Below are 13823 nucleotides of genomic sequence, written 5' to 3'. Positions count from 1 at the left end.
GCCGCCCTGAATTTACTGGCAGACTGGCCACTATGACTGTACTGCTGGCCGGTTGCGGCGATCTGGGGACCGAAGCCGGACTGCGCTTTGCCGCGGCCGGGCACAAGGTGGTGGGCTGGCGCCGCTCGCCGCACAAACTGCCAGCCGCAATCGAGGGTGTGGCCACAGACCTCAGTTCCGGCGAACTGCCGCCTGTCCCGGCGGACACCACCGCCGTCGTGGTTGCCATCGCGGCTGACTCCCCCACCGAGGAGGCGTATCGGTCGGCGTATGTGGACGGCCTGGCCCGGGTGCTCGACGCCGTCGCGGCGTCCGGGGCGCCGGTGCGGCGCGTGCTGTTCGTGTCCTCCACCGCGGTGTACGGCGACGCCGGCGGCGGCTGGGTGGACGAGGCCACGACGCCGAATCCCGGCGGGTTCTCCGGCCGTATCCTCTGTGAGGCCGAGGACCTGCTCAGCAGCCGCCTCGAGGGAACCGGGATCACACCGGTGGCGCTTCGGCTGGGCGGGATCTACGGTCCGGGCCGGACGCGCCTGATCGATCAGGTGCGCGGCGGGAACGCCACGGTGCCGGCCGGGCCCCGCCTGACCAACCGGATCCACCGCGACGACGCCGCCGCGGCTATCGTCCACCTGTGCAGCATGGCCGCGGAGCCGGCGCCCCTGTACCTGGGCGTGGACAACGAACCTGCCGAACTCGGCGAGGTGCTGCGGTTCCTGGCCGCCGAGCTCGGACTGCCGGAGCCGGCCGGTGCAGCCCCCGGGGATGACGGGTCGCGTGGCGGGGCTGGCGGCGGCGAGCCGTCGCGTGGCGGGAACAAGCGCGTCAGCAACGCCCTGCTCCGCGGCACCGGATTCACGTTTGAGTACCCTAGTTTCCGCGAGGGCTACCGCGCTGTCCTGGCCGGCGTCGGCGAACGGCATCCCTGACCCGACTCTGAGGCGCGCCGCCGTTCCACCACCAGACTTCACACCCAACTCCTCCAAGGGGCAGCATGGATTTTCAGCACATCATCGAGACGGTCGGCCGGTTCATGGACTTCGCCGGTGTCGCCATCATGGTGGTCGGCGCCGTGGTGTCGTTGCCCATGGCCCTGCGCGGCTTCCAGCCCAAGGAACTGCCTGCCGGCGCCGAGCCCCTCTCGATCTACCGGTCCTACCGGCAACTGCTGGGCCGCTCCATTCTGCTGGGCCTCGAGCTGCTGGTCGCGGCCGACATCATCCGCACCGTGGCCGTCACCCCGACCTTCGAGAGCGTGGGCGTGCTGGCTATCATCGTGCTGATCCGTACGTTCCTCAGCTTCTCCCTGGAGCTCGAGATCACCGGGCGCTGGCCGTGGCAGAAACAGCCCCCAACCAGCCCGGCGGCGACAACCGGCTGAGCCCGCCACAGGACGCGCCCGACGGAAAGCATCCGACGGCGGCGGCGCTGGCTAGCGCGGCCGGCGCTGGAACTCGGTCACCGAGGTCACGACGCCCGTCAACTGCCGCTTGGGTGCGTAGCCGATGACCTCCATGGCCCGCCGCGCGCCGGTCCTGCTGGTTAGCTCCACCACCCAGACCGTGTTGTATTTGAGGATGCGGTTTTTGGCGGTTTTGACGTCGTATCTCCGGTCGAAGATGCGTCCCCACTCCGCGGCCGTCCGCGCCATCGTGGGGTCATTGAGGCCCTCGAAGGCCTCCGGGTAGCCACGGAACGCCATGTCCCGGTCGTTTCCAATCACAAAGGCGTCCCCGGGGCGGGCCTCCCGGTGGATGGTGTCCGCGATGAAGCGGAAGTCATCACTCTGGATGCGCCCGTATTCCGTGCGCTGCCCAACGTAGGACGGCAGCGAGATCCCCAGCGCGGTCAGCAGCCCCACGGCAGTCGCCGCCATCCGAACCTTGCGGACGCGGCCGCCCTGCGGGTTGCCCGGTGGTTTCCCCTGCGGGCTGGCGAGCCGCCTGGCCAGGAGCGGAGCCGCCGCCAGCATCGGCAGGGCCGCCAGCTCAAACGAAACATACCGCGGCAGGTAGTAGCCGCGCCCCGTGATCACCGATCCCGCAATGACCGCAGCCAACGGAAGCACCAGCCACGGCACGGCCAGCTTGACGGCGAAGGTCTTCCGGGCCAGGATCGCGCCAATCAGCGCCGCGACCCAGACCAGGGCCGCCAGTCCGTACATCGAAAAGTCCTCGCCCGGCGTCGGCTGCGGGCTGGAAACGAAGTTTTCGGTCGAGTAGTAAGCGTCGCTGAAGAACTGGACGAAGGCGACCTCGTACGTCGTCGACGCCCCGATGGGCGGCACCCAGGCGATCTGGAACTGCTGCCCCGAGGCGACGGCCGCCACCACGCCCGCCGGGATGAGCCACCCCACCGAGGCCAGCGCGAGGGCACGCCAATGCCTGCGGAGGCGTTCGTCTGCCAGCAGCGTGACCGCGTGCGCCGCTATGAGGAGCACGGCATAGAAGGACAGGCTGACAGTGACCAGGCCGGTGAGGCCGTACCAGAGCCAACGCAGCCTGGACGGGGATTCGCGGATGACCACCAGGAGGTAGGTCGCCAGCACGGCGCCCAACACCGTCAGCGCGTAGGAGCGGGCGTCGGTGGCCACGTACTGCACCCGCGGGAGGATGACGAAGATCGCAGCGGCGGTGATCCCGTAGGCGGTCCCCCCGAGCCGGCGGCACAGGGCCATCAGCAGGCCGGCGGCGACAGCGACGGCGAGAAGGCTGGGCAGACGCATGGCCAACTCCGAGAAGCCGAATATTCTCGTCCAGCCATACATCAGGATGTAGTAGGCGCCGTGCACCGCGTCCACCGTTCCGAGCATGCTCCACAGCTCGGGGAACTCCCGGTTGACGGCGCTGACGGTGGCGGCCTCGTCCGTCCAAAAGCTGGGTACCGATACGCCGACCATGGTGTACAGGAAGGCCAGCACCCCCACGAGGATGGGGACGCGGCTGCTTCTCTTCACCCGACAATCTAAGCATGGATGCCGGGGCCGATCCGGCGCCCGCCGGGCCTACCGTCCCGCGGCGTACCCCTGGGCTCCCCGCGGGTTGGCCGCTGCCTGCAGCACTCCCGTCCCGGGGTCGCGGACGACGGCGGACAGGCGGCCCAGCGTCCACCCGCCGGCCACGGTCACCACGTGACCTCGGCGCTCCAGCCCGGCGATGACGTCAGCTCCCAGACGGTCCTCGACGACGGCGCCCCCGGGCTCCCAGGTGCGGGGCCAGAACGAGCCGGGCATCGACGTCGTATGGAACGTGGGTGCGTCGATGGCCTGCTGCGGCGAATAGCCGCCCACAATGGTCCGCAGCAGGTACGGGAGCTGCCACTGGTCCTGCTGGTCCCCGCCCGGTGAGCCCAGGGCGGTCACGGCGTGCCCGTCCCGGAATACCAAAGTAGGCGTCAGGGTGGTGCGGGGCCGTTTGCCCGGGGTGAGGGTGGACGGTGTGCCGGGTTCCAGCCAGGTCATCTGCAGGCGGGTCCCAAGGCAGAAACCGAGCTCCGGAATGGCGGGCGAGGATTGCAGCCAGCCGCCGGACGGTGTGGCCGAGACCATGTTGCCCCAGCGGTCGACGACGTCGATGTGGCATGTGTCGCCCCGGGTCTCCCCGGTCGGTGCCACGGTCGGCTCCCCCACGCCCAGGCCTGCGCGACCCGCGGCGCCGCTCCGCGCCAGCGCCGGCGGCGTGTACTCGGTCCGCAGCACGGGCACATACGCTTCGCGGCCCGGCACCTGCCCGGGCCGGTATTCGTGCGAGGCCCGGTCTGTGATCAGGGCCCGCCGGGCGGCGCAGTACTCCTCGGACAGCAGGTACTCCATCGGCACATCCGTGTCACCGTAGTACGCCTCACGGTCGGCCAGCGCCAGCTTCTGGGCCTCCAGGATGGTGTGCGCCCCGAGCTCGGTGGACGGGTCAAGGAAGCGGTCCTCGAAGCCCGAGAGAATGGCCAGGGTCTGCAGCAACGCCGGGCCCTGCCCCCAGGGACCGGTCTTGGCGATGGTGTGCCCGCGGAACTCAACGGTGGCAGCCGCCTCGTACCCCGCCTCGAACCCGGCCAGGTCCTCCAGCGCCAGGACACCGGCGTGGTCGGCGCCGGACGAGTGCCGGTGCGGCGTCTGCACCGACGCCGCCATGGCGCGGGCCACGAAGCCCCCGCGCCATTCCCGCCGGGCCGCATCGATCCGGGCCTCGCGCAACCCAGCCGTCCCTGCCGCCTGGCCGGCGTCGATCAGCCGTTCCAGCGTCCGTGCGTAGGCGGGGTTCCGGAAAAGTTCCCCGCCGGCGGGGATCCTGCCTTCGGGCATCCACAGTCCAGCGGAGGCGGGCCAGTGCTCCTGAAACAGCTCCGACACGGCGGCGATGGTGGTGGCGACCCGGCCCAGCAGCGGGTGGCCGTCCCGGGCGTAGCCAATCGCGAATTCCAGAACGTCCGCCAGCTCCCAGGTCCCGTGGTCGCGCAACAGGAGGAGCCAGGCGTCGACGGCGGCCGGGACCGCCGCGGCGAGGGCCCCCGAACCGGGGACCAGGTCCAGTCCTTCGGCCCGGTAGTGGTCCACCGTGGCGGCGGCGGGCGCAGGTCCCTGGCCCATGAGCACCACGGGTGTGCTTGGGTCAGAGGCCGTCGCGAAGACGCCGGTCATGTCCCCGCCGGGGCCGTTCAGGTGGGGCTCCACGACGTGCAGCACGAAGGCGCCGGCCGTGGCGGCGTCGAACGCGTTGCCGCCGCGTTCGAGCACTGCCTGGGCCGCCGCCGTCGCGAGCCAGTGCGTGGAGGCACTCATCCCGAAGGTACCCTGCAGGGTGGGGCGGGTGGTGAACTGTTCAGGCGCGGTGAAGGTCATGAATCAGCCGAAGAGCGCCGCCACGCGGGTCAGGGTCTCGTAGACCCCGTAGGCCAGGGGCACCCCGACCAGGGCCCAGGCTAGGGCGACTTTTCCGGTGGATGCGTTGACGGCCGTTTCCCGGGGGCCGGTGTTGGGTGCTGTGCTCATCTCAGGCCTCCATGGCGGGTTGGTGCGACTCTTTGTGGTCCGGGCGCCGCTCGTGGAACCGTGCGTCGACCGGTTTGACCAGCAGGTTGGCAACGAAGCCGATGACCAGCAGCGCCACCATGGTCAGCAGGGCCGGCTGGTAGGAGGCTGCGTTCAGCTGCCCGGGCTTGCCCTGGGCATCGAGGAACGCGTTCACGATCAGCGGTCCGGCGACGCCGGCGGCGGACCAGGCGGTCAGCAGCCGGCCGTGGATGGCCCCCACCTGGAAGGTGCCGAAGAGGTCGCGCAGGTAGGCCGGGGCGGTGGCGAAGCCGCCGCCGTAGAAGGAAATGATGAAGAACGCGAGCACCACGTAGAGGAGGGTGGTGGAGGAGCCGGCCAGGGCCAGGACCGTGTAGAGCACCGCGCCGACGCCCAGGTACACCATGTAGATCCGTTTGCGGCCGGTTACGTCGGAGGTGGCGGACCACGCGAAGCGGCCGGCCATGTTGCCGATGGAGAGCAGTCCCACGAACCCGGCGGCGACGCCGGCACTGACCAGGGACGCGCCGTCGGACTTCCGGAAGAAGTCCTGGATCATCGGGGCGGCCTGTTCCAGGATGCCGATGCCGGCGGTGACGTTGCAGAACAGGGCGATCCAGACCAGCCAGAACTGTTTGGTCTTGATGGCGTTCCGGGCCGAGACGTTATCCGTGGTGACCAGTTTGGAGGCCTTGACCTTGGCGGGATCGAAGCCCGCGGGCCTCCAGCCCTCTGCCGGCACCTTGATGGTGAAGGCGCCGAAGAGCATGTAGGCGAGGTACACGGCGGCGAGGGTCAGGAAGAGCTTCCCGACCGAATCGCCGCTGGCCACCCAGCCCTTGGCCCCGGAGTTGGGGTCGTACAGTTTCAGCAGGGCGGTGGACACCGGGCTAGCGATCAGCGCGCCGCCGCCGAAGCCCATGATGGCCATACCCGTGGCGAGGCCGGGGCGGTCCGGGAACCACTTGATCAGGGTCGATACCGGCGAGATGTAGCCGATGCCCAGGCCGATGCCGCCGACCACGCCGTAGCCGAGGTAGACCAGCCACAGTTGCTGGGTGAAGATTCCGAGCGAGCCGATCAGGAAGCCGCTGGCCCAGAACATGGCTGAGGTGAACATGGCCTTGCGCGGGCCGTTCTTGTCCACCCAGGTGCCCATGATCGCCGCGGAGAGGCCGAGCATCACGATAGCGATGGAGAAGATCACGCCGATTTCGGTCAGGCTGGCGCCGAAGTGCTTGACCAGCGCCGTCTTGTACACGCTGGTTGCGTAGGCCTGGCCGATGCAGAGGTGGACCGCGAGCGCCGCCGGCGGCACGAGCCACCGGTTGAATCCCGGCGGAGCGATAGTTCGTTCACGGTCCAGCCAGCCCATATGTGCTCCCCTTGCTCGTCGCGGACGTCGTCGTCCCTCTGCCTAGAGGCTAAAGCCCCAGAAGTGGCTCAGTTGCCTCCGGCAATCATGAGGCAGATCATCAGCAAACGTAGCACTTCTGCGCCGAGCGGTAGCCAATCCGCGACGAACGGCGGTTCTACCTCCCGAGACCGGCCTTCCGCAGGGCTTCAGCCATCGCGGTGTCCGCCGGAGCGGCTTTCGGCGCGGCCTTGGGCCTCATGCCGGGTGTGGATCTGTGGGCGCCCTTGGGGGCTGCCTTTTGTGCGCCCTGCGGGGCTTGCTTCTGTGCGACCCGGGGTGCGGCCTGCTGTCGGGACGCGGCGCCGGACGGTTCGTCGTCGAGCCGCAGGGTCAGCGAAATGCGCTTCCGTTCCGGGTCGGCTTCGAGCACCTTGACCCGGACCACCTGCCCGGACTTGACCACCTCGCGGGGGTCCGCGACGAAGCGGTTGGCGAGCGCGGAGACGTGGACCAGCCCGTCCTGGTGCACGCCGATGTCCACGAACGCCCCGAAGGCCGCCACGTTGGTGACGGTGCCCTCCAGCACCATGCCGGGTTTGAGGTCGGAGATCTTCTCGACCCCCTCCAGGAACGTGGCGGCGGCGAACGCAGGCCGCGGGTCCCGGCCGGGTTTCTCCAGCTCGGCAATGATGTCCCGGACGGTGGGCAGCCCGAACGAGCCGTCCACAAAGTCCTGCGGGTCCAGCGCGGACAGGTTCCCGCCCGCTGCGGCCCCGTCCCTGGCCCCGGCTCCTGTTCCTGCCGCGGCCCGGATCTTCCGGGCCAGCGGGTACGCCTCGGGATGGACGCTGGAGGCGTCAAGCGGCTCGGCTCCCCCGGTGATCCGCAGGAAGCCGGCGCACTGTTCGAAGGCCTTCGCGCCCAGCCGGGGTACCTTCTTCAGCTCGCTGCGTTTGGCGAAGGGGCCGTGTTCGTTCCGGTACGCCACAATGTTTTCGCTCAGCAGCGGCCCGACGCCGGCCACCCGGCTCAGCAGCGCCGGTGAGGCGGTGTTGAGGTCCACGCCCACAGCGTTTACGCAGTCCTCGATGACGGCGTCGAGGCTGCGGTCCAGCTTGGCCGCGGTGACGTCGTGCTGGTACTGCCCGACGCCGATGGACTTCGGCTCGATCTTCACCAGTTCGGCCAGCGGATCCTGCAGCCGCCGGGCGATCGAGACAGCCCCGCGCAGGGACACGTCCATCCCGGGCAGTTCCGCGGCGGCGAGCGCCGAGGCCGAGTACACGGAGGCGCCGGCCTCGGAGACCACGAGTTTCTGCGGCGCCGTGCCGGGCCCCGAACCCAGCTGCCTGATGAGCTCGGCCGCGAGTTTGTCCGTTTCCCGGGAGGCAGTGCCGTTGCCGATCGCCACCAGCTCCACGCCGTGTTTCCGGGCCAGGGCCAGTAGCGTGCGGAGCGCCTCGTCCCACTTCCGGGCGGGGGCGTGCGGGTACACGGTGTCCGTCGCGACCACCTTGCCGGTTCCGTCCACCACCGCCACTTTCACGCCGGTCCGGAGGCCCGGGTCGAGGCCCAGGGTGGCGCGGTTGCCGGCCGGGGCGGCGAGCAGCACGTCCCGCAAGTTGGCGGCGAACACCCGCACGGCCTCGTCCTCGGCGGCGGCGAACATCCGGCTGCGCAGGTCGCCGCTGAGGCGGCTGAGCACGCGGGAGCGCCAGGCCTGCTGCGCTGTCTGCACGAGCCAGGCGTCGGCGGGCCGGCCACGGTCGGCGACCCCGAGGAACCTGGCCACGGCGCTTTCATACCGTCCGCGGGCGGCGGTGAGAGCGGCGTCGTCGTCCGGGTCCGCCTCGCTGAGATCCAGTTCCAGGATTCCGTCCTTTTCGCCGCGCAGCAGCGCCAGCACCCGGTGCGACGGCATCCCGGCGGGCGCCTGGGAGAACGCGAAATAGTCCTTGAACTTCTGTCCCTCGGCCTCTTTGCCTTTCTTGACGCGCGACACCATCCGGCCCTGCGTCCAGAGCCGGTCGCGAAGGGTGGCGGCCAGGTCGGGGTCCTGGGCAACGCGCTCAATGAGGATGGAGCGGGCTCCGGCGAGCGCCGCGGCGGCATCGCCGATGGAGTGTTCGGCGTTCAGGTAACGGGCCGCTTCGCGTTCGGGATCCAGATCCGGACGCTTCAGCAGCGCGTCCGCGAGCGGCTCCAGGCCGGCTTCCCGGGCGATCTGGGCCTTGGTGCGCCGCTTGGACTTGAACGGCAGGTAGATGTCCTCGAGCCGCGACTTGGTGTCGGCACCGGCGACGGCGGCCTGCAGGTCCGGGGTCAGGGCGCCCTGGGCGGCGATCGCTTCCAGGATGGTCCGACGGCGGTCTTCGAGCTCGCGCAGGTAACGCAGCCGTTCCTCCAGGGTGCGCAGCTGGGTGTCGTCCAGGGTGCCGGTGGCTTCCTTGCGGTACCGGGCAATGAACGGCACCGTCGATCCGGCGTCGAGCAACTCCACGGCCGCTGTCACCTGCCACGGCTTGACGCCGAGTTCGGCGGCGATCTGGGTCTCAATCGGGGCGGTCTTGGCAGGGCGCTGCGGGGTTTGGCTCACCCGTCTATTTTGCCTTACCCGGCCGGGGCGCCCTCCGTTCCCGCCGGCGCCACGGTCTCCTGCACGTCCTGGACTACCTCGTTATGGCGCAGGAACCAGGGCTTGAACGGCGGGTCGAAGCGGGCAAACCGCGGCGGCCCCACGGCCGTCAGCCCCGCAAGCGTCAGCGCCGCCTGTAGCCCGTCGTTGCGCTGCGCGAACGCGGACCGGGTGCCGCGCCCGGTGAAGCGAAGGGCAGCGGACAGGGCTCCGGGCACGGCGCGGATCCGGACGCCCGGGCTGGTGGGCACCGGAGCAGTCTCGGCAGTCAGGCCCGCGGGAAGGACAAACGCAACCACGAAGTCCGCCGGCGCATCATCGCCCGCCAGCGGGCCGCTTTGGAGCACCGGGGCGGTCATCGCCAGCTTTCGGGCGGCACCGGGTCCGGGAGTTACTCCCGGCCCGCCGGCACTTTCCGCCTGGACCACCGGGGCGGTCATGGCGAGCTTCTGCGAGGCGGTGTTGCTGCCGCTGATGTAATTGAACAAGTGCCGGAAGGCCGCGTTCCCGGCACGGTCGAAGCTCGCGGTCACCCGGATCTCCGCCACAACATAGGCGGGATACCGGCGCAGTTCGAAGTGCGGGTAGCGGTGGACCAGGTCATAGGGCTGCTGTTCGGTCATGGTCTTCCCGACCCTACGCCGGTCCTCCGACAGCGGCCAGAGTGATTTTGCCCGGCCGCCGGTTTCCTGTCGGAGGGCTTTGATAGCTTGGCAGCAGGGATACTCGACCAGCGGCCAAACGGGGGCACAGTGTTTTTTCTTGAACCGGAAACAGCCGGCGCGGCATCGGACCTGGTCTACTCCGCGAGCGACCTTGTGGTGGCTGTGGACTGTGAATACCAGCTGCTGCGCAAACTGGACGAGAAACTGGGCCGCACCGCCAAGGCCGACTTCGGCACTGACGAGATGCTTGAGCACGCTGCCCAGCTGGGCGATGTCCACGAGCGCAACGTCCTGGACGGGTTCATCGACGAATTCGGGACGTGGGACCCGGCCCGGGGGCACGGCGTGTACGACGTCGTTCCCGCCGGGGCGATGGACCGCGCCAGCCTGGCGGCCAAGCACCGGGAGTCGATCGAGGCACTGCGTGCGGGAGCCGACGTCGTGTTCCAGGCCGCCTTCTTTGACGGGCAGTTCCATGGCCGCTCCGATTTCCTGGTCCGGCAGCCTGACGGCAGTTACGCCGTGTTCGACACCAAACTGGCCCGCCACGCCAAGGTGACCGCCCTGCTCCAGCTCGCCGCCTACGGCGAGCAGCTGCTCAGGGCCGGAATCCCTGTGGACCCGGCGGTGACCCTGGTCCTCGGCGCCACCGTGCAGTTGCCCGGCGGCGGATACGACTACGTCCGGAGCCACCACAAACTCGCCGAAATCCTGCCCGTTTTCCGGGAACGCCGTGACCGTTTCCTTGCCCTGACGGCCGCGCACATCGCGCAGTCCGCCCCCGTCCGGTGGGGCGAACACGCGATCACTGCCTGCGGCCGCTGCGACTACTGCCAGGAGCAGGTCAAGGCCACCGACGATCTGCTCCTCGTGGCCCGGATGAACGCCCAGCAGCGCAAGCACCTCCACAACGCCGGCGTCTACACCGTCACGGAGCTGGCCCGGGCGACGCTGACGAACCCCACACCCACGCTCCAGCGGCTGCAGGAACAGGCCCGGATGCAGAGCGGAGTTGGTCCCGCCGAGGGGGAGGTCCGGTACACCAAAGACGGTGCGGAGCACACGCTGCGCTACGGCGTCCTGGCCGAGAACACCCTGGCCGAACTGCCGCCGCCCAGCCCCGGCGACATCTTCTTCGATTTCGAGGGTGATCCGCTGTGGCAGGAAAGCGCCACCGGCGTGTGGGGCCTCGAATACCTGTTCGGCGTGATTGAGGCGCCGGTCGGACCCGGGGCGCCGGGGGTTTTCCGGCCGTTCTGGGCTCACGACCGGGCTGCGGAGAAGCAGGCGTTCCTGGACTTCCTGGACTACGTGGAGAAGCGGCGGCGGGACCACCCCGGGATGCATGTCTACCACTACGCCCCGTACGAAAAGACGGCGCTCCGGAAACTGTCCGTGCAGCACGTCGCGGGCGAGGACATTGTGGACGAATGGCTCCGTGCGGGACTGCTGGTGGACCTGTACCAGACGGTCCGGAACAGCATCCGCATCTCCGAGAATTCCTACAGCATCAAGAAACTCGAGCCGCTCTACATGGGCAGCAATCTCCGGTCCGGGGAGGTGAAGGACGCGGGCGCGTCGGTGGTGGCCTACGCCCGCTATTGCGAAGCCCGCGACGCCGGCCGGGCCGGGGACGCGGCGGTGATCCTTGACGGCATCTCCGACTACAACGAATACGACTGCCTCTCAACCCTGGAGCTGCGGAACTGGCTGCTGCAGCGCGCCCGGGAACGCGGGATCGAGCCGGCCGGCCCGGGTCCGGTGCCCGCCCCGCGCGGCAGCTCGGAGGACGACGGCGGTTCCCCGGACAGCGGGCCGGCCCTCGGCCCGTCCGAGGCGGCGTTGCTGGCCTACTCGGAGCCCGGACGCGGCCTGCCGGAGGAGGACCGTAAGGCCGTCGCCATGCTGGCGGCGGCGGTGAGCTATCACCGGAGGGAGCGGAAATCGTTCTGGTGGGCGCACTTCGACCGGTGCGAGCAGGGTCCGGACACCCACGACCGGGACCGGAACGTGTTCCTGGTCGAGTCGGCGGAGATCCTCGACGACTGGCATCAGGTGGGACGGAAGCTCCCGGAGCGGCGGGTGAAACTGACCGGCACCGTGAGTCCAGGCTCGGACTTGCGCGAAGGCAGCAAGTGGTTCCGCATGTACGGCCGGCCGCTTCCCGCCGGCCTGGAGGGCACCGGCAAAGACAGGACCGGCCGGAACGGCTGGTTCGGCACAGAAGTCCTGGAGCTGGGGCATGAGGACGGCAAGGACACCGTCGTCGTCCGGGACCGACTGCACAAGAACGTGCCGCCCCACGATGAGCTGCCCATCGCCCTGACCGAGGACCAGCCCCTCGCCACGCAGAGCCTGGAACAGGCGCTGGAATCCCTTGCGGACTCGGTGGCCGCCGGGCTGGGCGCCGGTTCGATCCCCCGCCATCCGGGCCTCGATCTGATCCGCCGGTTGCCGCCGCGGCTGGGCGGAGGCGCGCCGCTGCCGCAGCCCGGCGACGGACCCGACCGCTTCATTGACGCCATCACCGACGCGGTCCTTGGACTGGATCACTCCTACCTCGCCGTCCAGGGTCCCCCCGGCACTGGGAAGACCCATGTGGGCTCCCACGTCATTGCCCGGCTGGTCGCCCGGGGCTGGAAGGTCGGTGTGGTCGGCCAGTCCCACGCGGTGGTCGAGAACCTGCTGAGGACGGCTGTCACCAAAGCCGGCGTCAGCCCGGCCCTGGTGGCCAAGGATGTAAAACACGACGGCCCGCTCCCCTGGCAATCGCGCACCGCCAAGGAGGTGGCGGCGCTGCTGGCTTCCCCCGGCGGGGCCCTGATCGGCGGCACGGCCTGGACCATGACCGGGTCCACGGTCCCGGCAGGGTCGCTGGATCTGCTGGTGATTGACGAGGCCGGCCAGTTCTCGCTGGCCAACACCCTGGCCGTGGCCCAGGCGAGCAGCCGGCTTCTGCTGCTCGGCGACCCGCAGCAGCTCCCGCAGGTCAGCCAGGGCAGGCATCCCGAGCCGGTCGATGAGTCGGCCCTGGGCTGGATCTCCGCCGGGCACGCCACCCTTCCGCCCGAACTCGGATATTTTCTCGCCGATTCCTGGCGGATGAACTCGGAGCTTTGCCGGGCCGTCTCGGCGTTGTCCTACGACGGGCGGCTGACTTCCGCCGCCGCCGCGGACCTGCGGCGCCTGGACGGCGTGCCCGCCGGGATAGAAACGGTAATGCTGCCCCATACCGGCAACACCACGTCCTCGCCGGAGGAAGCCGCCGCGGTGGTGGAGCAGGCGCGGCGGCATCTGGGGCTGACGTGGCACACGGCCGAGGGCTCTCGCCCCCTCGAACCCGCGGACATCCTGGTGGTGGCGGCCTACAACGCCCAGGTGAATCTGGTCCGCGACGCCCTGGACCAAGCGGGCCTGTCCGGAGTCCGGGTGGGCACGGTGGACAAGTTCCAGGGACAGGAGGCCGCGGTGGTGATCGTCTCCCTGGCATGCTCCGCCGTGGCCGAGGCTCCCCGGGGCATGGAGTTCCTGCTCTCCCGCAACCGCATCAACGTGGCGGTGTCCCGCGGGCAATGGCGGGCGGTCATAGTCCGGGCGCCGGAGCTGACCAACTTCCTGCCGGCCCACCCGGACGGCCTGGAGCAACTGGGAGCCTTCATCGGCCTCTGCGAGCGATCGGTTCCCCCGGGCCTCTAGGGGACATGCCCAATTTCCCCGACCACCAATGGACATGCTCGTCCCCCGCACCTACCAATGGACATGCCCGTTCCGGGCCAACGTCACCAACGGTCATGCCCAATCCCTGCACCACCCCCATGGACATGCCCGTTCTCCGCACCCACCAATGGACATGCCCGTTCCGGGCCAACGTGGCGGCCGGACATGTCCATCCCTAAACGCGAACAGTGGACAGAACATGAATCTGTCCACTGTTCGAGGCCCCCAATGGGCATGTCGGTCTCTAACCAAGGTCACCGCCGGACACGGCCAACCCCTGCACCAACTCGATGGACATGCCCAGTTTCCGCACCCACCAATGGACATGCTCGTTCCTGGCCAACCTGGCGGACGGACATGTCCATCTTTGAACGCGAACAGTGGACAGAATATGAATCTGTCCACTGTTCGAGGCCCCCTATGGGCATGTCCATCCCGGACTAG

9 protein-coding genes are annotated in these 13823 nt (G+C 69.5%); 3 read left to right on the top strand and 6 right to left on the bottom strand.

Annotation, left to right across the window (positions count from 1 at the left end):
• Positions 1-32 precede the first annotated feature (32 nt).
• Together AC1DBE_RS07050 and AC1DBE_RS07045 are read left to right on the top strand one after the other, a co-directional pair.
• Positions 33-929 carry an SDR family oxidoreductase gene (locus AC1DBE_RS07050; RefSeq protein WP_476970051.1) on the top strand — a complete coding sequence of 299 codons (897 nt, stop codon included), beginning with the start codon at positions 33-35 and terminating at the stop codon, positions 927-929.
• A 65-nt stretch (positions 930-994) separates the two neighbouring features.
• Positions 995-1381, top strand: coding sequence for a DUF1622 domain-containing protein (locus AC1DBE_RS07045; RefSeq protein WP_476879016.1), 387 nt, complete (start codon positions 995-997; stop codon positions 1379-1381).
• A gap of 51 nt (positions 1382-1432) precedes the next feature.
• On the opposite strand, the gene AC1DBE_RS07040 is transcribed toward AC1DBE_RS07045, so the two are convergent.
• The 6 genes from AC1DBE_RS07040 to AC1DBE_RS07015 form a co-directional block, all read right to left on the bottom strand.
• On the bottom strand, positions 1433-2956 hold the full coding sequence (locus AC1DBE_RS07040) for a glycosyltransferase family 39 protein (protein ID WP_476970050.1): 1524 nt from the start codon (positions 2954-2956) through the stop codon (positions 1433-1435).
• A gap of 48 nt (positions 2957-3004) precedes the next feature.
• Positions 3005-4834: a gamma-glutamyltransferase family protein gene (locus AC1DBE_RS07035; RefSeq protein ID WP_476970049.1), complete on the bottom strand. Its 1830-nt coding sequence runs from the start codon at positions 4832-4834 to the stop codon at positions 3005-3007.
• Between the two features lie 3 nt (positions 4835-4837).
• Complete coding sequence (locus AC1DBE_RS07030; protein WP_476970048.1) at positions 4838-4984, bottom strand: MFS transporter small subunit; 147 nt, start codon at positions 4982-4984, stop codon at positions 4838-4840.
• Position 4985: 1 nt separating this feature from the next.
• The gene (locus AC1DBE_RS07025) at positions 4986-6380 is read right to left on the bottom strand and encodes an OFA family MFS transporter (protein ID WP_476970047.1); all 1395 of its coding nucleotides are present in this window, start codon (positions 6378-6380) and stop codon (positions 4986-4988) included.
• Between the two features lie 157 nt (positions 6381-6537).
• A complete protein-coding gene (locus AC1DBE_RS07020) occupies positions 6538-8958 on the bottom strand; it encodes a Tex family protein (protein WP_476970046.1) in 2421 nt (806 codons plus the stop codon).
• A gap of 14 nt (positions 8959-8972) precedes the next feature.
• Positions 8973-9620, bottom strand: a complete 648-nt coding sequence (locus tag AC1DBE_RS07015; RefSeq protein WP_476878118.1) for an SOUL family heme-binding protein — start codon at positions 9618-9620, stop codon at positions 8973-8975.
• A gap of 129 nt (positions 9621-9749) precedes the next feature.
• Between AC1DBE_RS07015 and AC1DBE_RS07010 the strand changes: the two genes are divergently transcribed.
• Entirely contained in the window at positions 9750-13358 is a 3609-nt protein-coding gene (locus AC1DBE_RS07010; RefSeq protein WP_476970045.1) for a TM0106 family RecB-like putative nuclease, read from the top strand.
• Positions 13359-13823: the final 465 nt, after the last annotated feature.

The sequence above is a fragment of the Arthrobacter sp. 10T416 genome, assembly GCF_056394165.1.
The sequence above is the reverse complement of the archived record's forward strand: the minus strand, read 5'-3'. Positions and strand labels throughout refer to the sequence as shown.

Excerpts from the sequence above, each read along its gene's own strand:
- AC1DBE_RS07050 (WP_476970051.1), top strand. The coding sequence starts at position 33 with ATGACTGTACTGCTGGCCGGTTGCGGCGATCTGGGGACCGAAGCCGGA.
- AC1DBE_RS07045 (WP_476879016.1), top strand. The coding sequence starts at position 995 with ATGGATTTTCAGCACATCATCGAGACGGTCGGCCGGTTCATGGACTTC.
- AC1DBE_RS07035 (WP_476970049.1), bottom strand. The coding sequence starts at position 4,834 with ATGACCTTCACCGCGCCTGAACAGTTCACCACCCGCCCCACCCTGCAG.
- AC1DBE_RS07030 (WP_476970048.1), bottom strand. The coding sequence starts at position 4,984 with ATGAGCACAGCACCCAACACCGGCCCCCGGGAAACGGCCGTCAACGCA.
- AC1DBE_RS07025 (WP_476970047.1), bottom strand. The coding sequence starts at position 6,380 with ATGGGCTGGCTGGACCGTGAACGAACTATCGCTCCGCCGGGATTCAAC.
- AC1DBE_RS07015 (WP_476878118.1), bottom strand. The coding sequence starts at position 9,620 with ATGACCGAACAGCAGCCCTATGACCTGGTCCACCGCTACCCGCACTTC.